General features: G+C 71.8%; 16 protein-coding genes, 1 CRISPR repeat array and 1 riboswitch. Of the genes, 5 read left to right on the top strand and 11 right to left on the bottom strand.

Annotated elements, in window-relative coordinates:
* Positions 1 to 6: 6 nt before the first annotated feature.
* On the bottom strand, positions 7 to 870 hold the full coding sequence (locus ADL22_RS22710; RefSeq protein WP_066982802.1) for a thioesterase family protein: 864 nt from the start codon (positions 868 to 870) through the stop codon (positions 7 to 9).
* Positions 871 to 984: 114 nt separating this feature from the next.
* On the opposite strand from ADL22_RS22710, the gene ADL22_RS22705 reads away from it, so the two are divergent.
* Positions 985 to 1,620, top strand: coding sequence for a trimeric intracellular cation channel family protein (locus ADL22_RS22705; RefSeq protein WP_066982799.1), 636 nt, complete (start codon positions 985 to 987; stop codon positions 1,618 to 1,620).
* 4 nt (positions 1,621 to 1,624) lie between these two features.
* Here the strand turns inward: ADL22_RS22705 and ADL22_RS22700 are convergent, their stop codons facing one another.
* The 9 genes from ADL22_RS22700 to ADL22_RS22660 form a co-directional block, all read right to left on the bottom strand.
* Positions 1,625 to 3,034, bottom strand: a complete 1,410-nt coding sequence (locus ADL22_RS22700; RefSeq protein ID WP_066982796.1) for a M1 family metallopeptidase — start codon at positions 3,032 to 3,034, stop codon at positions 1,625 to 1,627.
* A gap of 98 nt (positions 3,035 to 3,132) precedes the next feature.
* Positions 3,133 to 4,209 (bottom strand): ABC transporter ATP-binding protein, encoded by a 1,077-nt coding sequence (locus tag ADL22_RS22695; RefSeq protein ID WP_234430813.1) that lies wholly within the window; start codon positions 4,207 to 4,209, stop codon positions 3,133 to 3,135.
* Positions 4,210 to 4,223: 14 nt separating this feature from the next.
* Positions 4,224 to 5,345 (bottom strand): ABC transporter ATP-binding protein, encoded by a 1,122-nt coding sequence (locus ADL22_RS22690; protein ID WP_066982790.1) that lies wholly within the window; start codon positions 5,343 to 5,345, stop codon positions 4,224 to 4,226.
* Positions 5,342 to 6,352: an ABC transporter permease gene (locus tag ADL22_RS22685; RefSeq protein WP_066982787.1), complete on the bottom strand. Its 1,011-nt coding sequence runs from the start codon at positions 6,350 to 6,352 to the stop codon at positions 5,342 to 5,344. Before ADL22_RS22685 ends, ADL22_RS22690 begins: the two co-directional genes overlap by 4 nt.
* A gap of 78 nt (positions 6,353 to 6,430) precedes the next feature.
* Positions 6,431 to 8,179, bottom strand: a complete 1,749-nt coding sequence (locus tag ADL22_RS22680) for an ABC transporter substrate-binding protein (RefSeq protein WP_066982784.1) — start codon at positions 8,177 to 8,179, stop codon at positions 6,431 to 6,433.
* Between the two features lie 87 nt (positions 8,180 to 8,266).
* A complete protein-coding gene (locus ADL22_RS22675; RefSeq protein WP_066982781.1) occupies positions 8,267 to 9,265 on the bottom strand; it encodes an ABC transporter permease in 999 nt (332 codons plus the stop codon).
* A 453-nt stretch (positions 9,266 to 9,718) separates the two neighbouring features.
* Positions 9,719 to 10,510, bottom strand: a complete 792-nt coding sequence (locus ADL22_RS22670; protein ID WP_079064350.1) for an enhanced serine sensitivity protein SseB C-terminal domain-containing protein — start codon at positions 10,508 to 10,510, stop codon at positions 9,719 to 9,721.
* A 52-nt stretch (positions 10,511 to 10,562) separates the two neighbouring features.
* The gene (locus tag ADL22_RS22665; RefSeq protein ID WP_079064349.1) at positions 10,563 to 11,405 is read right to left on the bottom strand and encodes an enhanced serine sensitivity protein SseB; all 843 of its coding nucleotides are present in this window, start codon (positions 11,403 to 11,405) and stop codon (positions 10,563 to 10,565) included.
* Positions 11,406 to 11,548: 143 nt separating this feature from the next.
* On the bottom strand, positions 11,549 to 12,262 hold the full coding sequence (locus tag ADL22_RS22660; protein WP_079064352.1) for an AAA family ATPase: 714 nt from the start codon (positions 12,260 to 12,262) through the stop codon (positions 11,549 to 11,551).
* Between the two features lie 255 nt (positions 12,263 to 12,517).
* Positions 12,518 to 12,613, top strand: a riboswitch (glycine riboswitch).
* Between the two features lie 150 nt (positions 12,614 to 12,763).
* Here ADL22_RS22660 and gcvT point away from each other — a divergent pair.
* The 4 genes from gcvT (at position 12,764) to ADL22_RS22640 (ending at position 17,369) form a co-directional block, all read left to right on the top strand.
* Positions 12,764 to 13,882, top strand: coding sequence for a glycine cleavage system aminomethyltransferase GcvT (gene gcvT, locus ADL22_RS22655; RefSeq protein ID WP_066982776.1), 1,119 nt, complete (start codon positions 12,764 to 12,766; stop codon positions 13,880 to 13,882).
* A gap of 121 nt (positions 13,883 to 14,003) precedes the next feature.
* A complete protein-coding gene (gene gcvH, locus ADL22_RS22650; protein WP_066982773.1) occupies positions 14,004 to 14,381 on the top strand; it encodes a glycine cleavage system protein GcvH in 378 nt (125 codons plus the stop codon).
* A gap of 77 nt (positions 14,382 to 14,458) precedes the next feature.
* On the top strand, positions 14,459 to 15,718 hold the full coding sequence (gene glyA, locus ADL22_RS22645) for a serine hydroxymethyltransferase (RefSeq protein WP_066982771.1): 1,260 nt from the start codon (positions 14,459 to 14,461) through the stop codon (positions 15,716 to 15,718).
* A 268-nt stretch (positions 15,719 to 15,986) separates the two neighbouring features.
* Positions 15,987 to 17,369 (top strand): L-serine ammonia-lyase, encoded by a 1,383-nt coding sequence (locus ADL22_RS22640; RefSeq protein WP_066982770.1) that lies wholly within the window; start codon positions 15,987 to 15,989, stop codon positions 17,367 to 17,369.
* A 227-nt stretch (positions 17,370 to 17,596) separates the two neighbouring features.
* Positions 17,597 to 19,276: a CRISPR direct-repeat array (repeat unit 29 nt; unit sequence GTGGTCCCCGCGTGTGCGGGGGTGGTCCC).
* Between the two features lie 280 nt (positions 19,277 to 19,556).
* Here the strand turns inward: ADL22_RS22640 and ADL22_RS22635 are convergent.
* A partial coding sequence (locus ADL22_RS22635; RefSeq protein ID WP_066982767.1) for a hypothetical protein occupies positions 19,557 to 19,812 on the bottom strand: 256 nt, incomplete at its 5' end.

The raw sequence follows: 19,812 nt of genomic DNA, 5'->3' as shown, positions 1-19,812 counted from the left end.
CCGTCCTCAGCCCCCCTCCCCCGCCACCGTGCGGGCCAGTTGGCGGGACTGGGCCACCAAGCGGTCGGCGGAGTCCCAGACCTCGGCGTCCTCCTCCAGGAAGCCGCCGGCGAGGTTGCGGGTGGTGATGGCGACGCGGAGCGGGCCGGGGGCGGGGCGGTGGCGGATGTGGACGGTCAGTTCGACGGTGGGGACCCAGCCGGTGAGGCCCATTTCGAAGGCGGTGGGCGGCAGGGCGTCGACGGTCAGCAGGAGGGAGAGCGGGTCGGGGTCGCGGCCGTCGGCGAGGCCGAACCAGCCGCGCATCTCGCCGCGGCCGGAGGGCGCGCCCACCGCCCAGCCCACGGTCGCCGGATCGAGGCGCAGGTCCAGGCGGCCGGCGATCGCGGTGCTGCCGGAGAGGGCCGGGGCGTCACCAGGGGCGCTGTCGGAGCCGAGGCAGTGCTCGTACGGCGGCAGGGCCGGGGGCTTGGCGGTGGTGCGGACGTCGTCGGGGAGGGCCGAGAGGTCGCCGTAGGTGGCCAGGACCCGCAGGCGCTCGGTCTCGGTGCCGTCCTCGGCGCGCTGGACGAGCGAGGCGGTGCCGGTGGAGAGGGTGCGGCCGGCGCGCACCCGCTCGGTGCGGATGACGGCGGGGCCGGGCACCGAGGCGGTGAGGTAGTGCGCGGTGACGGTGAGCGGGTCGGGGTGCGGCAGCGCGTCGCCGAGGGCGCGGCCCATGAGGGCGAGGAGGTAGCCGCCGTTGACGGCGTTGAAGATCGTCCAGCCCGCGGAGAGGTGGGTGTCGTAGACGCCCGGGGCGCGCCGGATGACCGCGGTGTCGCGGTCGAACTCGCTGGGGGCCGCGGTGTCCGCGCTCGCCTGTGCCATGGCGGCACGGTACACCGAGGTGTTACCGGTGGGTAGTGTCGGTTTCAAGGACTGGACGGATCCCGGTCCGTACGCGGGCGGAGTGGCGGATTCCGCGGCTGTCATGATGACCGCATGCTTCATGTGCTCTACCTGGTCGGGGTCGCGGCCTTCGCCGCGAGCGGTGTGCTGGCGGCCTACCGCGCCAACATGGATCCGTTCGGCGGCCTGGTCCTGGCCTTCGCCGCGTCGATCTCCGGCGGCACGCTGCGCGATCTGATCCTGGACCGCCGGCCGCTGTACTGGACGCACGACTGGGTGCTGCTGACGGTGATCATCTGCGTCGGCGTGGGCACCATGCTCTATCTGCGCTTCTGGTCGCTGCCGCGCAAATCGCTGCTGGTGGCGGACGCCCTCGGGCTGGCGGTGGTCACCGTGATCGGCGCCCGGGCGGCACTCTCGGCCGGTGTCACCCCGCTCGCGGTGATCATCCTGGCGGTGCTGACCGGCGTGACCGGCGAGGTGGTGCGCGATGTGCTGTGCGGGGAGTTCCCGCCGCTGCTGCTGCGCGAGGACGTCTACGCGATCGCCGCGCTGGCCGGCGCCTGCTGCTATCTGGCGATGGACCGGCTCGGCGCCGGGTCCACCCCCGCCGCGGCGGTCTCGGCGGGGGTGGTCTTCGCGCTGCGGATGGGCGCGGTCTACCTGGGGCTGCACCTGCCCCGGCCGCAGCAGCTGCGCGGCCGGGGCCCGGAGCGGGACGCGGACTAGCCGGTCACTCCCCCGGCAGCGCGGGCCGGCCGGTGGTGTCCAGCCAGGTGTGGAAGAAGTCGCCGAGCCGCTGCCCGGAGACCTTCTCGGCCAGTGCGATGAAGTCCGCGGTGTCGGCGTTGCCGTAGCGGTGCTTGGCGGTCCAGGCCGGCAGCAGGCGGAAGAACGCCCGGTCGCCGATGCGTTCGCGGAGCGCCTGGAGGGTCATCGCGCCGCGCTCGTAGACCGCGTCGGAGAACATGGTGTCCCGCTGCGGGTCGGACACCTTGATCTTCCAGAAGGCGTCGTCGGCGGGTATCGCGCGGTACGCCTTGCGGAAGGCGTCGTGGGCGGTGGTGGTGCCGCGGTGCTCGCCCCACAGCCACTGGGCGTAGCTGGCGAAGCCCTCGTTCAGCCAGATGTCCTTCCACTGCCGGACGGAGACCGAGTCGCCGAACCACTGGTGGGCCAGCTCGTGGACGATGGTGCCCTCGCTGCGGACCGCCGAGTACGCCGGCTTGGACTGCACCTCCAGGGAGAAGCCGGCCTGCGGCATATCGTCCACGATCGCGCCGGTCGTCTCGAACGGGTACGGCCCGAAGAGCTTCGACCAGTAGTCGGTGGCCTCGGCGGTGATGCCGTAGACGTCGACCTTGCCGGCCGGGAGGGTCGGGTCGGTGGCGACGTAGATCGGGGTGCCGCCGGGGGTGGTGCCGGTGCGGACGTCGAACTTCCCGATGGTGGCGGTGGCGAGGTACGGCGCCATCGGACGGTTCTCCCGCCAGTGGAACCACGCCCGGTCGCCGCGCTCGCCGGAGGCGATCAGCCGCCCGTTGGAGACGCCGGTCAGGCCCTTGGGGGCGTCGATGCGTATGTCGTAGGTGGCCTTCTCGTCGGGGTGGTCGCTGGAGGGGAACCACGTGGACGCGGCGTTGGGCTCGCAGGCGACGAACACCCCGTCCTTGGTCTTCATCCAGCCGTACTGCGAGCCGAAGACGATCGGGCCGCTGAGCGGCTTGGGGACGCCGTGGTAGACGACGGTGACCGCGAAGCGCTCGCCGCGGGCCAGCGGGCGGGCGGGCCGGACGACGATTTCGTCGCCGGTTCTGGAGAACGCCGCCCGGCGGCCGTTGACCTGCACCCGGTCGACGGTCAGCTGCTGGAGGTCCAGGTCGAAGGCGGAGAGGTCCTGGGTGGCGCGGGCGGTCAGCGTGGTCCGGCCGTCGAGCCGGGCCGAGTCCGGCTGGTAGCTGACGCCGAGGTCGTAGTGGAGGGGGGTGTAGCCGCCGTTCCCCAGATTGGGGAAGTACGGGTCGCCGATGCCGGGGGCGCCCGGGGAGGCCGCGGGGGCGGCGGCGATGGTGGCGGCGGAGGCCACCGCGGTGGCCAGCGCGAGCCAGCGCGAGGAGCGACGCGCAGAACGGGAGAGTGCCATGAGCCGTCCCTTTCGAGAACGCGGGGATGAGATCCGACCGCGCCGACTCTGCACTCTCCCGCCCGCCGCCACCGGCGACTTTGCCAAGTCGTCAGGTGTTACTTGTCACGTGATTCCTTACCGGACGGCTCGGCGGACGAACTCGCCGACGTGGCAGCGGAGTTGACTGCCTCGTCCTCCGGGTGGTGGCAGGCCACCTGGTGCCCGGTGCGCAGCTCGACCAGCGGCGGCTCGGTGGTCGCGCACTCCTCGGTCGCCTTCCAGCAGCGGGTGCGGAAGCGGCAGCCGGACGGCGGGTTGATCGGCGAGGGGACGTCGCCCGTGAGCAGGATCCGCTCGCGCTGGGTGCGCCGCTTGGGGTCGGGCACCGGTACCGCGGACAGCAGCGCCTTGGTGTACGGGTGCATCGGCGAGCTGTACAGCGCGGCGCGGTCGGCCAGTTCGACGATCTTGCCGAGGTACATCACCGCGATCCGGTCCGAGACGTGCCGGATCACCGACAGGTCGTGGGCGATGATGACGTAGGTCAGGCCCAGCTCCTCCTGGAGGTCGTCCATGAGGTTGACGACCTGCGCCTGGATGGAGACGTCCAGCGCCGAGACCGGCTCGTCGGCGACGACCAGCTTGGGCTTGAGGGCCAGGGCGCGGGCGATGCCGATGCGCTGGCGCTGGCCGCCGGAGAACTCGTGCGGATAGCGGTTGTAGTGCTCCGGGCTCAGGCCCACCAGCTCCAGCAGCCGCTGCACCTCCTTCTTCACCCCGCCCTCGGGCTCGACGCCCTGGAGGCGGAACGGGGTGGAGACGATGCCGCCGATGGTGTGGCGCGGGTTCAGCGAGCCGTACGGGTCCTGGAAGATCATCTGGATGTCCCGGCGCAGCGGCCGCAGCCGGCCCTGGGACAGATGGGTGATGTCCTGGCCCTCGAACTCGATGGAGCCGCCGGTCGGTTCGTCGAGCCGGGTGATCAGCCGGCCCATCGTGGACTTGCCGCAGCCGGACTCGCCGACCACGCCGAGGGTCTCCCCGGGCCGGACGTCGAAGTCGATCCCGTCCACCGCCTGGACGGCGCCCACCTGGCGCTTGAGCAGCCCCTTGGTGATCGGGAAGTGCCGGACCAGGCCGCGGACCTTCAGCAGCGGCCCGTCCTGCGGGGTGTTCTCGGTGGTCTCGGTCACAGTTTCCGTCCCGGTCACAGCTTCGGCGCAATCTCTTCGGTCCAGATACGCTCCCGCTCCTCCCGCGGCAGATGGCAGGCCGAGTAGTGCCGGCCGTCGACCTGGCGCAGTTCGGGGCGCACCGTGCGGGTGACGTTGTCCTTGGGCAGGTCCGCGTACGGGCAGCGGGGGTTGAAGGCACAGCCGGACGGCACGTTGATCAGGCTGGGCGGCGAGCCCTTGACCGGGATGAGCCGGTCGGTCTGGTCGCGGTCGATGCGCGGCATGGAGCCCAGCAGGCCCCAGGTGTAGGGGTGCTGCGGGGTGGCGAACACGGTGTCGGACGGGCCGCGCTCCACGCACCGGCCGCCGTACATCACCAGCAGGTCGTCGGCGAGTTCGGCGACCACGCCCAGGTCGTGGGTGATGATGATGACCGCCGAGCCGAACTCCTTCTGCAGATCGCGGATCAGGTCCAGGATCTGCGCCTGGACGGTGACGTCCAGGGCGGTGGTGGGCTCGTCGGCGATCAGCAGCTCGGGGTTGTTGACCAGCGCCATCGCGATCATCGCGCGCTGGCGCATACCGCCGGAGAACTGGTGCGGATGGTCGTCCACCCGCTTGTCCGGCTGCGGGATGCCGACCCGGTCGAGCATCTCGATGGCCCGCTTGCGCGCGGTCTTCTTGTCGACGTCGTGGTGGACGCGGTACGCCTCCACGATCTGGTTGCCGACGGTGTAGAAGGGGTGCAGCGCGGACAGCGGGTCCTGGAAGATCATCGCCATCCGGCGGCCGCGCAGCCGGCGCACCTCGTCCGGGTCGGCGGAGACCAGGTCCTGGCCGTCCAGCCGGATCTCGCCGGTCATCCGCACCTTGTTGCGCTGCTGCCGGGAGACCCGGTGCAGGCCCATGATGGCCAGCGAGGTGACCGACTTGCCGGAGCCGGACTCGCCGACGATGCCGAGCGTCTTGCCCTTCTCCAGGCTGAAGGTCAGCCCGTCGACCGACTTCACCAGGCCGTCGTCGGTGTTGAAGTGCACCTTCAGATCGCGCACTTCGAGGAAGGCGGACGGCTTCCCGGCCGCCGGCTCGCTGGCCGCGGTCTCCTTCGGCGCCGGCTCCGCCGCCGTGGTCTTGTCCTCGGAAGAGTCGGTCACGAGAGCCTCACCCGCGGGTCGACGGCGGCGTACAGAACGTCCACCACCAGGTTGCACAGAACGATGAAGAACGCGGCGAGCAGGGTGACGCCGAGGATGTTCGGCAGGTCGTTGGCGTTGATGGAGTCCACCGCGAAGGCGCCGACGCCCTTGAGCGAGAAGACCTGCTCGGTGATCAGCGCACCGCCCAGCAGCAGGCCCAGGTCCATGCCGAAGACGGTGATGATCGGGGTGAGCGCGGCCCGCAGCCCGTGCCGGACCACCACCCGGCGCTCCCGCAGGCCCTTGGCCCGGGCGGTGCGGATGTAGTCCTCGCTCAGCGTCTCCAGCATCCCGGCCCGGGTGAGCCGCGCGTAGAGCGCCGAGTAGAGGAACGCCAGGGTGACCCACGGCAGGACCAGGGTGCGGGCCCAGCCCACCGGGTCGGTCAGCAGCGGGACGTAGTCGCTGCGCTGGAAGATCGGCCACTGGTAGGTGAACAGGGCCAGCGCCAGGGCGCCGGTGAAGAACATCGGGAGCGAGACGCCGGCCAGCGCCACGCCCATCGTCATCCGGTCGAAGAACGAACCGGGGCGCAGCGCGGAGAGCACACCGGTGGCGACACCGGAGACCACCCACAGCACGGCCGCGCCGGCGGCCAGCGACAGGGTGACCGGGAGCCGGGACTGGATCTCCGGCCAGACCTCGATATGGGTCTTGAACGAGTAACCGAAGCACGGCACGTGGCAGCGCGCCGCGTCCGGGCCGAACTTGTAGTCGACGCCGACGAAAATGCCCTTGAGGAAATCCCAGTACTGCTCGTACACGGGCTTGTCCAGGCCGAGGTTCTGCTTGACCGCGGCGATGTCCGCGGGCGTGGGGGCCTTTCCGATGTACTGCTGGGCAAGCTGGTCGGTGGTCTGCCCGGCCAGTTTCGGCAGCAGGAAGAAGATGCCGAAGGTGACCGCGCTGACGATCAGCAGCAGGATCACTGCGCTGATCAACCTGCGGATGATGTACGAGAACACGGGGATGCGGCGCCGGTGCCGCGGGCCGGGAGCGACCGGCCCGCGGACACCAATGCCTTCACCTGCCTTCCAGGGCTGCTACTTCTTGACGCCGATGTTGAGGTAGTCGTACTCACCGCTGTACGCCGAGGTGGACACCAGGTTGGTGGCCTTGGGCGAGCGGTACATCAGGACCTTGAAGTAGGTCAGCGGGACGAGCGCCGCCTGCTCCATCGCCTTCCGGTCGATCTCCCCGTACGCCTTCTCGCGGGCGGACTGGTCGGTGTTGGCGATGGCGTTGTCCAGGAGGTCGTTGATCTCCGGGTCGTCCAGCTGCGACAGGTTGGTGTTGCCGGACTGGCTGATCGCCTTGCCGTGGAGGATCTGCTGGAGGTAGCCGTAGCCGGTGGGGAAGTCCGAGCCCCACTGCATCATGATCAGACCGACGTTGTTGGTCTTGTCGAACTCCGGCACACCGGCGTAGTCCGAGAAGTACTTGCTGGTCGGGTACGACTGGATCTTGGCGTTGATGCCGATCTTCTTCAGCGAGCCGATCACCGAGGTGGCCGCGTCGATCTCGTCCTGGCGGTCGTTGCGGGCCAGGATGGTGGTGCTGACGTTGCCCGCGCCGCACTTGTCCCAGTGCTTCTTGGCCTCGGTCAGGTCGAGGTTGTCGCCGTTGTACTTCTGCGGGTACAGGTCGAACTTCTGGTAGCCGGCCAGGTCCGTGGGGAGGACCGTGGAGGCGATGTCACCGCGGATCGGGCCGCCGAGCGCGGTCTGCACGGCCTTCTTGTCGATGGCGAACTCGACGGCCTTGCGGCACTCGATGTTGTCGAACGGCGCCTGCTTGGTGTTGATCGCCGTGTAGACCAGGCGCTGGCCGAGCGCGTTGTCGGTGTTGGACTTCTGCGCCGGGTCGGTCAGCAGCTGGGCCTGGGTCTGGCCGTCCACACCGCGGCCGGCCATGTCGATCTGGGTGTTGCCGGCCTGGAGGTCCTTGTCGATGGTCGACTGGGCCACCTTGAGGTTGAGCACGATCTTGTCGGGCAGCTGCTTGCGCAGCGGATCCGTCTTCGCCGACCACTTCGGGTTGCGGACCAGGGTCAGGCGCTTGCCCTCCTGGTAGCTCTCGAACTTGTACGAGCCGGTGGAGACCACGGCCTTGGTGTAGTCCGCGCCCTTGTCCTTGGCCTGCGGCACCGGCGCGGTCTGCGGGGCGCTGACGAGGTAGTCGAACTCCGCGAACGGCTTGTTCAGATGGAAGACGATCGTCTGCTCGTCGGGCGTCTCGATGGACTTGAGCCCTTCCTTGCTCTTGTCCTTGTACGGGCCCTTGTAGCCGCCCTCGTTGTCGACGAGGAGGTGCTGGAAGTAGTTCGGGCCCAGCGAGAGCGTGTCGCGGGCGAAGTTGCTGCGCTCCACCGCGTACTTGACGTCCTGCGAGGTGACCGGCGTGCCGTCCTCGTAGGTGACGCCCTTGCGCAGCTTGTACGTCCAGGTCTTGCCACCGTCGCTCGGCTTGCCCATCGACTCGGCGAGGTCCGGCACCAGCTGGTTGCCCTTGGTGCCGGCGCCCGGCTTGAAGGTGGTGAGCGGGCGCGCGTAGAGCCGGCTGAAGTTGTAGACGAAGGCGTAGTAGGTGTTGCCCGGGTCGAACGACTCGGGGGCGTCGCTCATCGCGTAGGTAAGGGTGCCCCCCTTCTCGTCCGAGGCGTTGACTATCCCCTTGGTGGCGGCGTTGGCCCCGGCCGAACTGTCGGAGGACCCCTTTCCGCTGCAGCCGGCCAGCAGCAGGCCCGCACTCGTGATGGCCGCGACAGTCGCGACCGGAAGTGACCTTCGCATGGTGCTCGGTCTCCCCTTCGTTCGTCGAGAAACGTCAGAAAAGAAACGGCTGAAAGATGAGGCGTCCGGTCAGAATCCGGCGGCCGGTCAGCGGCTGCGCGGGTCCAGCGCGTCCCTCAGTCCGTCACCGAGCAGGTTGAACGCCAGCACGGTGACGAAGATCGCGAGGCCGGGGACGATCATGTACTGGGGGTCGACCTCGTAGTACTTGACCGCCTGGGTGAGCGTGCCGCCCCAGGACGACTGGGGCGGCTGGATGCCCACGCCCAGGAAGCTCAGCGCCGCCTCGAAGAGGATGTTGGAGGGGATCAGCAGCGTCGAGTAGACGATGATGGGCCCCACGAGGTTGGGCAGGAGTTCCCGGAAGAGGATGAACGGGCCGCGCGCGCCCAGGCCGCGGGCGGCGGAGACGAACTCCCGCTCGCGCAGCGACAGGGTCTGGGCCCGCACGATCCGGCCCATGTAGGGCCAGTTGAAGAAGCCGATCACGAAGATCAGCACCGAGATGTGCAGCGGCAGGCCCTCCAGGCCGAACGCGCCGCCCTGCAGCGACGCGGAGATCGCGATGGCGAACAGCAGCAGCGGGAAGGCCAGGAAGACGTCCATCATCCGGCTGATGACCGCGTCCACCCGGCCGCGGTAGAAGCCGGCGACCACGCCGAAGACGGTGCCGATGGCCACCGACAGCAGCGTCGCGCCGAACGCGACCAGCAGCGAGACCCAGGAGCCCTCCAGGATCCGGGAGAGCAGATCGCGGCCGAACTTGGGGTCCACGCCCAGCGGGTGGGACGCGCTCATCCCGCCGAAGTCGCCCTTGGGCAGGGTGGTGTTGGGGTCGATCAGGTCCTGGTGCGGCGCGTTCGGGTCCAGGCCGAAGAGGGCCTGGAGCGGGCGGGAGAAGGCGGCGATCAGGATGAGCAGGATGACAACGATGGCACCCGCCATCGCGACCTTGTCGCGGCGGAAGCGCAGCCATGCGATCTGGCCGAGCGAGCGGCCCTCGATCCGCTTGGCCTCCACGCCCTCCAGCACCGCTTCCGGCTGCGCCTGCGCAGCCGCCCCGGTGGTCTCGATCGGTGCGGTCACGGTGCCTCAGAACCCCTCCCGGCCGACGGTGGCCGGCCTGTGCCCGCCGCGGTAGCGGCCTGGTGTCTTCCTCACTGCTGCTTCCCCTGCCGCCATCTCCTCCGGATCGCGCGGGAGTTGGCACCGCGGACGGGTACAAGCGGTCCGGGCGACGCCGGTGGGGGATGGCGCTCGTACAAAGGACCGAGGTCCTTGCTGCCGGAGTCTTCATCGCGGCTGCGATCACTCACCAGCCCTGACGGGGAAAGGATGCGTAACTGTGATGTGGTCCGCGGCTTTCCGTTATACGAACAGCGGTTCGGTCTGAGCGGTGCGGCGGGGCCCGCGGAAGGGTGTCAACGGCGGTGCGGACAGGGGGAATTCGGCCGAAGACCGGCACCGGCGGGAGGGGGCGCGAGGGCGCGGAAAAGGGGGTGGCGGACGGCGCGCTAGGCGGGCGCGGTCAGGACGCGATCAGTACGGGCGCGGGTAGCCGTAACCGTAGGTGGGGCCCGGCGCCGGTGGCTGGATATAGCCGTCGCGGTCGAAGAACGGCCGGGCGCAGGCCCGCATCCACATCCCGACCGGGTCGTACTCGTCGTTCATCGCGACCGTGGAGACCGGCAGGCCGTCCGGGATGGCGCCCATCGACTGCTGGATCATCAGCCGCGCGGCGTCCACCGACGGCTGGCCGGTGTCGTAGAGGTCCAGGCCGATGGCCAGATACGGGACGCCGAGGGCGGGCTGCACCCAGGCGCGGCGCAGCGAGCGGACCGGGGGCGTGCGGTGGGCGTTCTGCGCGAGCAGGGCGTAGAACTGCGGGATGTCGATGACCGGTTCGGAGATCCGCAGCGGGCCGGCCGGCAGGCGGTCCAGGCCGCCGGCGATCCGGCGCAGGTCGAGCCAGGGGACGCCGACGCCGCCGCCCGGAGCGTGCGGATTCAGCCACAGGCCCCAGCGGTCGGGGAAGAGGGCGGCGGCGATCTCGGGGCCGGTGACCAGCTCGTGGTCGCGGGTCCAGCCGGAGGCGGCCAGCTCGGCGGCGGAGGTCACACAGGGCGCGTAACCGAGCCCGTCCACCTCCATGTTGCCGTACTGGGCGTCGGGCCGGCCGGCCCGGCCGTGCCACAGGAGCATCCAGACCTGCCCGTGCGCGAGGGCGTGCAGCAGCGCCTCGTAGGCGTCGTAGCGCCCGGGCGAGACCTGTCGCAGCATCTGCTCGACCTGGCCGGCCGCCGCCGCTCCCTGTTGCGCACCCGCGCTCACGTGGTCCGTCCCTTCCTCCGGCAGGGCCTGCGCCCGCCCGTCGTCCCCCAGCTTACGAGGGGTGCCTGGTGTAGAAGGGCCGCACGCTCTCCAGCATCCAGTCGGCGACCGGGTCGCCCTGGGCGATGTCCAGCAGCACCAGCTGGACGGGCCAGGGCACCGGCACCGTGCCCAGCGCCCGGCCCAGCGCGGCCAGCACCTCGTCGCGGGCGGTGCCGTCCTGCAGCCGCTCCGGGGCGGTGTCGAGCTGGACGCCGACGAAGAGCGCGGGCGTGTCGCCCTCGACGCTGGCCAGGGTGCGGCGGGCGGTGCGCACCAGGGGCGCGGCGGAGAACTCCAGGCCGGCGGCGGCCAGGAAGTCCACCGGCTCGTCCTGCCAGTCCGGTTCGAAGAGCCGCACCCGGGCGCCGGCGGTCGGCGGGCCCTCCAGCTCGGTGCGGCCGGCCCGGCACAGTTCGGCGACCGCGGGCGGCGGCAGCGGGACGCCGACCGTGCCGTCCGGATTGACCGCGATGCCCAGCAGCGGCGGCAGCCCGCGGGCGAACTCCTGGGCCGGCGCGACGGCGTACGCGGTGTGCGCGCCCATGACCTTCACCAGCTCCTGCTCGGAGCTGAACACCGGGACGTAGGCCGCGCCGCCGATCTCGACGGTGGGCAGGTCGAGTCCGGGACCGCCGGGTCCCGCGCTGTCCGGGCCGCCGCCCTTGGGCAGCGGCACCCACACCCGGCTGCGGCCCAGCGTCTCGACGATCCGCGCGCCGGCGCCCGGGTGCCCGAGGGACGCGGCCAGCACCTCTTCCAGTTCGTTGGCCGGCCAGGCCAGTTGCGGTATCCCCTGGTCGGGGACGTCCCCCGGCACCGGACCGTACTGCGGGACACTGTCCGGATAGTTCATCTCACCCACCCACTACTGGCCGCGCTGCCCGGCCGCCTGACCCTGGGGGCGGTCCCTCGGGCCCGCCCGGTGGCACGACCCTAACGGGCGGACGGCCGGTGATCGAAGCCGGTGGCGGCCGGAGCCCGCGGCGGCCGCCGGGGTCAGCCGAAGTCGAGCCGCTCCAGGGCGCCGGCGGCCGGCCGGTCCAGCAGCACCGCGGAGCCGATCCCGGCCGGCAGGCGGTCCGCCTCGGCCCGGGCCACCAGCCGTCCCACCGCCCGCCGGTGCCGCGCGAACGCGTACCGCGACACCCCGCGCCCACGGGTGCGCTGGCCGGTCAGCGCGGTGTGCGCCGGGACGTCCAGCAGCACCAGGTGCAGCCCGCGCCCGCCGCGCCGGGCCGTACGGGCCAGCCAGCGGCGCACCCAGGGCAGCGTCCCGCAGTCGTGCACCACCACGGCGGCGCCGGAGCGCAGCGCGCGGCGCAGCGCCAGATAGTGCGCGGCCCGGACCAGCGGACGGTAGGCGGCGTACGGGAGGCGGCGCAGCCGGCCGCGCTCCCAGCGGTCCCTGGCGTCCTGGGAGTCGACGCGGTGCACCGGGGCGCCGCGGCCGTCGCGGGCCGGCACCACCCGCCGCATCAGGGTGCTCTTGCCGCTGCCCGGCAGTCCGGAGACCACGACCACGTCGCCGGGCGGGAAGCGCAGGGCGGTGCGGGGCGGGCGGGCGGCGCCCCGGAGGTCGGTGACCGGGGCGGTGCGGGCGGCCCGGGGGCGCTCGCCGCTGCCCGCCCGGGACGGGGCGGTCCGCCGGGGCGGGTGCGGGGGCGCGGCCCCCGCCGTGGTCGCGTACGCCGCTTCGCCGTGCACCGTGATCGCCCCTCCCCGTCGCGGCCGGGTTCGGGACCCGGCCTGCCCCCGCAGAGTGTCAAGAAAAGGTAATGAGCGGCAAGGAGAATCCGCGGTGCGGACGGGTGGTCCGGCGGGCCCGGGGCGCCGAACGGCGCGGGCGGCCGGCCGCGCGGCGGCGGCCGGGACTCCTCCATCCGGCGATCCCGTGCAATGATGTGGCCGCCACGGGCGCACCACCGGTTCACCCGTGCGCAGCCCGTCAACTGCATACCGGCCGCTTGAATCCGCGCGGGAGAGTTCCCGGCCGTCACGGCGGGGCGCCGAAGGAGCAAGTCCTCCCTTGAATCTCTCAGGCCCCTATACCGCGCGGGCGAGGCAGATCTGAAAAGCGAGCCACGGCCCGGCTGCCGGCGGCTCCACCCAAGGTGCAAACCGACGCCCGTCCGCGGGCTCCCGGTGAACCTCTCAGGTTCCGATGACAGATGGGGAGACCGTCTTGTCACCCCTGCCTGGGAGCCCGGAACGATGACTGATGCCCCCCGCCGAACGGCGCTGGACGCCACGCACCGCGCGCTCGGCGCGACCATGACCGACTTCGCCGGCTGGGACATGCCGCTGCGCTACAGCAGCGAACGCGAGGAGCATGTCGCGGTGCGCACCCGCGCCGGCCTGTTCGACCTCTCCCACATGGGCGAGATCACCGTCACCGGACCGCAGGCCGGCGCCCTCCTCGACCACGCGCTGGTCGGCAGCATCGCCGCCCTCAAGCCCGGCCGGGCCCGCTACACCATGATCTGCCGCGCGGACGGCGGCATCCTCGACGACCTGATCGTCTACCGGCTCGCCGACGAGGAGTTCATGGTCGTCGCCAACGCCGCCAACGCCCAGGTCGTCCTGGACGCGCTGGAGGACCGGCAGGCCGGCTTCGACGCCGCGGTCCGCGACGACCGGGACGCGTACGCGCTGATCGCCGTCCAGGGCCCCGAGTCCCCCGGCATCCTCAAGCAGCTCACCGACGCCGACCTCGACGGCCTGAAGTACTACGCCGGCCTGCCCGGTACGGTCGCCGGCGTCCAGGCGCTGATCGCCCGTACCGGCTACACCGGCGAGGACGGCTTCGAGCTGTTCGTCCGGCCGGCCGACGCGGTCGCCGTCTGGGAGGCGCTGACCGCGGCGGGCGCGGGCGCCGGACTGGTCCCGTGCGGGCTGTCCTGCCGCGACACGCTGCGCCTGGAGGCGGGTATGCCGCTGTACGGGCACGAGCTGAGCACCGCGCTGACGCCCTTCGACGCGGGCCTGGGCCGGGTCGTGAAGTTCGAGAAGGAGGGCGACTTCGTGGGGCGGGAGGCGCTGGCGGCGGCCGCCGAGCGCGCCGCGCAGGCCCCGCCGCGCAAGCTGGTCGGCCTGGTCGCCGAGGGCCGCCGGGTGCCGCGCGCCGGCTACCCGGTCACCGCCGCCGGCGGCACGGTCATCGGCGAGGTCACCTCGGGCGCGCCCTCCCCCACCCTCGGCAAGCCGATCGCCATGGCCTACGTCGACGCCGCGTACGCCGCGCCGGGGACGGAGGGTGTCCGGGTGGACATCCGCGGCACCCACGAGCCGTACGAGGTCGTCGCGCTGCCGTTCTACAAGCGGCAGAAGTAGCGGCCGCGGGCGGGAGGAGCCGGGCCCGCCGCGGGCCCGCGCCCCCGCCTGCCGCCCCCCCCCGTCTCACTGCTCAAGACCCGAATCACGATCACACCCTCGCGTACAGGAGAATCGAGCCATGGACAACCCCCAGCAGCTGCGCTACAGCAAGGAGCACGAGTGGCTGTCGGCCGCCGAGGACGGCGTCTCGACGGTCGGCATCACCGAGCACGCGGCCAACGCCCTCGGCGATGTGGTCTTCGTGCAGCTCCCCGAGGTCGGGGCCACCGTCTCCGCGGGCGAGACCTGCGGTGAGCTGGAGTCGACCAAGTCGGTCAGCGACCTCTACTCCCCGGTCGACGGCGAGGTCACCGAGGTGAACGAGGACGTCGCCGCCGACCCGTCGCTGGTGAACTCCGCCCCGTTCGAGGGCGGTTGGCTGTTCAAGGTGAAGGTCAGCGGTGAGCCGGAGGACCTGCTCACGGCCGACGAGTACACCGCCTTCGCCGCCGGCTGACCTCCCCGGCCGGCCTCCGCCACCGCTCGGGCGGGGCCGCGGCGCCCCGCCCGCTCCCCCTCTCTCCAGGAAGTCCCATGTCGCTTCTGAACAGCTCCCTGCACGAGCTCGACCCCGACGTCGCCGCCGCCGTCGACGCCGAGCTGCACCGCCAGCAGTCCACCCTCGAGATGATCGCGTCGGAGAACTTCGCCCCGGTCGCCGTCATGGAGGCCCAGGGCTCGGTCCTGACCAACAAGTACGCCGAGGGCTACCCGGGCCGCCGCTACTACGGCGGCTGCGAGCACGTCGACGTGGTCGAGCAGATCGCCATCGACCGGATCAAGGCGCTCTTCGGCGCCGAGGCCGCCAACGTCCAGCCGCACTCCGGCGCGCAGGCCAACGCCGCCGCGATGTTCGCGCTGCTCAAGCCGGGCGACACCATCCTGGGCCTGAACCTCGCCCACGGCGGCCACCTCACCCACGGCATGAAGATCAACTTCTCCGGCAAGCTCTACAACGTGGTGCCGTACCACGTCGACGAGAAGACCAACCTCGTCGACATGGACGAGGTCGAGCGCCTCGCCAAGGAGCACCGCCCGAAGCTGATCGTCGCCGGCTGGTCCGCCTACCCGCGCCAGCTCGACTTCGCCGCGTTCCGCCGGATCGCGGACGAGGTCGGCGCGTACCTGATGGTGGACATGGCGCACTTCGCCGGCCTGGTGGCCGCGGGCCTGCACCCCTCCCCCGTACCGCACGCCCACGTCGTGACCACCACCACGCACAAGACGCTGGGCGGCCCGCGCGGCGGTGTCATCCTCTCCACCGCCGAACTGGCCAAGAAGATCAACTCCGCGGTCTTCCCCGGCCAGCAGGGCGGTCCGCTGGAGCATGTGATCGCCGCCAAGGCGGTGTCCTTCAAGGTCGCCGCGTCGGAGGAGTTCAAGGAGCGCCAGCAGCGCACCCTGGAGGGCGCGAAGATCCTCGCCGAGCGCCTGGTCCGCGACGACGTCAAGGAGCACGGCGTCTCGGTGCTCTCCGGCGGCACCGACGTCCACCTCGTCCTGGTGGACCTGCGGGACTCGCAGCTCGACGGCCAGCAGGCCGAGGACCGCCTCCACGAGGTCGGCATCACCGTCAACCGCAACGCCATCCCGAACGACCCGCGGCCCCCGATGGTCACCTCCGGCCTGCGGATCGGCACCCCGGCCCTGGCCACCCGCGGCTTCCAGGCGGAGGACTTCCGCGAGGTCGCCGACATCATCGCCGAGGCGCTGAAGCCGTCGTACGACCGCGAGGCCCTCAAGGCCCGGGTCACCGCGCTGGCCGGGAAGTACCCGCTGTACCCGTCCCTGTGACGGACCGGTCACCGGGGCACCACGGACCCCGGTGACCCCGTGGCGCCCCGGGCCGCCGATCCGGCCCGGGCGCGCGCCCACTCCGACCGCGCCACCCCGCGCCGGCACCTTGGGAACAGGTAGTCACCCCTCCTTCCCCTCCCCGCCACCTCCCGTCCGGCGGCATTCCCCCGCGAGCGGGTTACGCTCGACAGCTGGGCCGGAAACACCCCGTCCTGCCCCGATGTGCTCCTCCGTCCACCACGAGCAGACAAGGGAGTCAGCCCCCGTGGCCATCTCCGTCTTCGACCTCTTCTCCATCGGCATCGGCCCCTCCAGCTCGCACACCGTCGGCCCCATGCGGGCCGCCCGGATGTTCGCCCGCCGGCTCAAGAAGGACGGTCTGCTCGCCCAGACGGTCTCGGTCCGCGCCGAGCTGTTCGGCTCGCTGGGCGCCACCGGCCACGGCCACGGCACCCCCAAGGCCGTCCTCCTCGGCCTGGAGGGCCACTCCCCGCGCACCGTCGACGTCGAGACCGCCGACGACGAGGTCGCCCGCATCCGCACCACCGGCCGCCTGCGGCTGCTGGGCGCCGAGATAGGCGCCGCCCACGAGATCGCCTTCGACGAGTCCACCGAGCTGATCCTGCACCGCCGCCGCTCGCTGCCGTACCACGCCAACGGCATGACGCTCTTCGCCTACGACGCGGCCGGCGCTCCCCTGCTGGAGAAGACGTACTACTCGGTCGGCGGCGGTTTCGTCGTCGACGAGGACGCGGTCGGCGAGGACCGGATCAAGCTCGACGACACCGTGCTGACGTACCCCTTCCGCACCGGTGACGAGCTGCTGCGGCTCTCCGGCCAGACCGGCCTGTCGATCTCCGCGCTGATGCTGGAGAACGAGAAGGCGTGGCGCACCGAGGACGAGATCCGCGCCGGCCTGCTGGAGATCTGGCAGGTCATGCGGGCCTGCGTGAGCCGCGGCATGGCCCGCGAGGGCATCCTGCCGGGCGGCCTGAAGGTCCGCCGCCGCGCCGCGAACGCCGCCCGCGCGCTGCGCTCCGAGGGCGACCCGGCGGCCCGCGCCATGGAGTGGGTCACCCTCTACGCCATGGCCGTCAACGAGGAGAACGCGGCCGGCGGCCGGGTCGTCACCGCCCCCACCAACGGCGCGGCCGGCATCATCCCCGCCGTCCTGCACTACTACATCAACTTCGTCCCCGGCGCCGACGAGGACGGCGTGGTCCGCTTCCTCCTCGCCGCGGGCGCCATCGGCATGCTCTTCAAGGAGAACGCCTCCATCTCCGGCGCCGAGGTCGGCTGCCAGGGCGAGGTCGGCTCCGCCTGCTCGATGGCCGCCGGCGGCCTCGCCGAGGTCCTCGGCGGCACCCCCGAGCAGGTCGAGAACGCCGCCGAGATCGGCATGGAGCACAACCTCGGCCTGACCTGCGACCCGGTCGGCGGCCTCGTCCAGATCCCCTGCATCGAACGCAACGGCATGGCCGCCGTCAAGGCCGTCACCGCCGCCCGCATGTCCCTCCGCGGCGACGGCCGCCACCACGTCTCCCTCGACAAGGTCATCAAAACCATGAAGGAAACGGGCGCCGACATGTCCGTCAAATACAAGGAGACCGCGCGGGGCGGGCTGGCGGTGAACATTATCGAGTGCTGAGGGGGGCCTTGCGGCGCTGGGGGGGCTGACCGGAGGGCGGGCGGTTGCCTTGGTTTCCTGGAGGGGGCTGGGGCTAGGTGACCACGGGGCGAGGGTTGGGAGGGACACCGAGGGAGAGGTGTTTGCGCGGTTCTGCTGGGATTGCGCTGATTGAGGGCGGAATGTCGCTCTCTGTGGAAGTGAGTAAAATTCGCTCGCTGGCGGCATGAAGCCGCAGGTGGTGGAGTGTGGTCCCCGCGTGTGCGGGGGTGGTCCCATGATCGCCCGCAGGTCGTTGCAGTAGCGGCGGTGGTCCCCGCGTGTGCGGGGGTGGTCCCGGCCTGTCCTTCGGGGCACGTTCCGGCGTCCGGTGGTCCCCGCGTGTGCGGGGGTGGTCCCTACGTCCCCCAGCTCAATACGGGGGTCGGGGAGTGGTCCCCGCGTGTGCGGGGGTGGTCCCTGGTGTCGACCAGCCCGAGCTTCGCCAGTACCGTGGTCCCCGCGTGTGCGGGGGTGGTCCCCTGGAGGCCGCCCACGCCCGGCGGAGGAAGCTGTGGTCCCCGCGTGTGCGGGGGTGGTCCCGCGACTCGGGCCCTAGGTGCTGTGTAGCGTCAGTGGTCCCCGCGTGTGCGGGGGTGGTCCCTGGGCCCAGTTCGCACTAACTCGCTGTCGCCTCGTGGTCCCCGCGTGTGCGGGGGTGGTCCCGCACCGTCCGCGCCGAATGCTGGGTGTGTGGTGTGGTCCCCGCGTGTGCGGGGGTGGTCCCGCGACCAAAATGGGCACCGGTGGGGGTACGTCGTGGTCCCCGCGTGTGCGGGGGTGGTCCCTGGGACAAGGTCAAAAATGCCACGGCGGCTGTGTGGTCCCCGCGTGTGCGGGGGTGGTCCCCACGATGCGTCCCGGTCCATCGACCGGGGGCTGTGGTCCCCGCGTGTGCGGGGGTGGTCCCGACCATCCAGGGGCCGACCCAGATGCGCTTGTGTGGTCCCCGCGTGTGCGGGGGTGGTCCCCGTCAACTCCTCCTGTAGGGCCGCCGTCACCTGTGGTCCCCGCGTGTGCGGGGGTGGTCCCGTTCACCGTCCAGCACCGGCCCGGCCCCGGGGGTGGTCCCCGCGTGTGCGGGGGTGGTCCTCGACCGCCGGGGGCGGGCTGGAGAGCCGGCGGGTGGTCCCCGCGTGTGCGGGGGTGGTCCCGGCAAGTTGAGCGTTAAGGCGCCCTATCACCCGTGGTCCCCGCGTGTGCGGGGGTGGTCCCGGCTGGCACAGCCACATCCACACCCTGATCTGGTGGTCCCCGCGTGTGCGGGGGTGGTCCCTTGCCGTTGGCCGTGGTGATCGTGACGTTGCTCGTGGTCCCCGCGTGTGCGGGGGTGGTCCCAAGGGTGATCACGCGGACGCTCCCTCAAGAGTGTGGTCCCCGCGTGTGCGGGGGTGGTCCCTCTCCGCCATGGCACAGCCGATCACCTCCGATGTGGTCCCCGCGTGTGCGGGGGTGGTCCCTGCGGCAGCTTCGGTTCGAGGCGGAGGGCCAGGTGGTCCCCGCGTGTGCGGGGGTGGTCCCTCGCGCAACAGCAGCACCTTCATCGTCCCGCAGTGTGGTCCCCGCGTGTGCGGGGGTGGTCCCAGCGCGCCGATGACCTCCGCTCCCGCCAGCTGGTGGTCCCCGCGTGTGCGGGGGTGGTCCCTGGGGGAGCCACTGGCGTACGACGGTGCCGCCGTGGTCCCCGCGTGTGCGGGGGTGGTCCCAACGCGACCATCGGAGTAGCGCTGGACGGAGAGTGGTCCCCGCGTGTGCGGGGGTGGTCCCCGGGTTGCGGAAGGGCTCCTGCTGCGGCGCACGTGGTCCCCGCGTGTGCGGGGGTGGTCCCAATCCGCTGCCCCTCGACACAACGATCCCGGAGTGGTCCCCGCGTGTGCGGGGGTGGTCCCGCGTCGCCGGGCAGCCCGTCGCACGAGGAGGGGTGGTCCCCGCGTGCGGGGGGTCCCCCGAACTCGCTGCCGAGACCGTCGTGCAGGTCGTGATCCCGCGTATGCGGGGTGGTCCCTCGCATGCGGCGGCCTTCACCTTCATGTGCGTATTGCCCCCCGCATGCGGGGCCCCCTTCGTTGGCCTAACCCTTCGTCCTCACGGGGGTGGTCCCGGCGCCTGCGGGGGCCCGTCGGCGCGCTCGGCCGGATGGTGTTCGCCTTGTGGTGCGCTGCTGGGGCGCTACTTGCCGATCTCCCAGGGAAATGGGGGGAGTTCGCTGGCTCGGGAGTAGATGTCCAGGGCGTGGGGGGCGGGGACGAAGGGGTGGACGCGGGCGCCGTCGAGGCCGGGGAGGAGGCGGGCGCAGTGGTGGACGCAGCCGGCGGTCTCGCGGCCGTCGCGGTCGATGAGGGTGGCGGCGTCGGGCGGGCCGTCGCACGGGGTGGGGTCGGCGGGCGCGGCGGCGGGGCAGCGGTGCCGGGCGGTGGGTGGGAGG

Source organism: Streptomyces sp. NRRL F-4489 (genome assembly GCF_001509485.1).
In the GTDB taxonomy this organism is placed as follows: domain Bacteria; phylum Actinomycetota; class Actinomycetes; order Streptomycetales; family Streptomycetaceae; genus Streptomyces.
This window is presented reverse-complemented; position numbering and strand designations above follow the sequence as displayed.

What these genes read in the sequence shown, in the direction of transcription:
- gcvT (WP_066982776.1), top strand. Translation starts at nt 12,764, where the DNA reads ATGACTGATGCCCCCCGCCGAACGGCGCTGGACGCCACGCACCGCGCG.
- gcvH (WP_066982773.1), top strand. Translation starts at nt 14,004, where the DNA reads ATGGACAACCCCCAGCAGCTGCGCTACAGCAAGGAGCACGAGTGGCTG.
- ADL22_RS22680 (WP_066982784.1), bottom strand. Translation starts at nt 8,179, where the DNA reads ATGCGAAGGTCACTTCCGGTCGCGACTGTCGCGGCCATCACGAGTGCG.
- glyA (WP_066982771.1), top strand. Translation starts at nt 14,459, where the DNA reads ATGTCGCTTCTGAACAGCTCCCTGCACGAGCTCGACCCCGACGTCGCC.
- ADL22_RS22710 (WP_066982802.1), bottom strand. Translation starts at nt 870, where the DNA reads ATGGCACAGGCGAGCGCGGACACCGCGGCCCCCAGCGAGTTCGACCGC.
- ADL22_RS22665 (WP_079064349.1), bottom strand. Translation starts at nt 11,405, where the DNA reads ATGAACTATCCGGACAGTGTCCCGCAGTACGGTCCGGTGCCGGGGGAC.
- ADL22_RS22700 (WP_066982796.1), bottom strand. Translation starts at nt 3,034, where the DNA reads ATGGCACTCTCCCGTTCTGCGCGTCGCTCCTCGCGCTGGCTCGCGCTG.
- ADL22_RS22705 (WP_066982799.1), top strand. Translation starts at nt 985, where the DNA reads ATGCTTCATGTGCTCTACCTGGTCGGGGTCGCGGCCTTCGCCGCGAGC.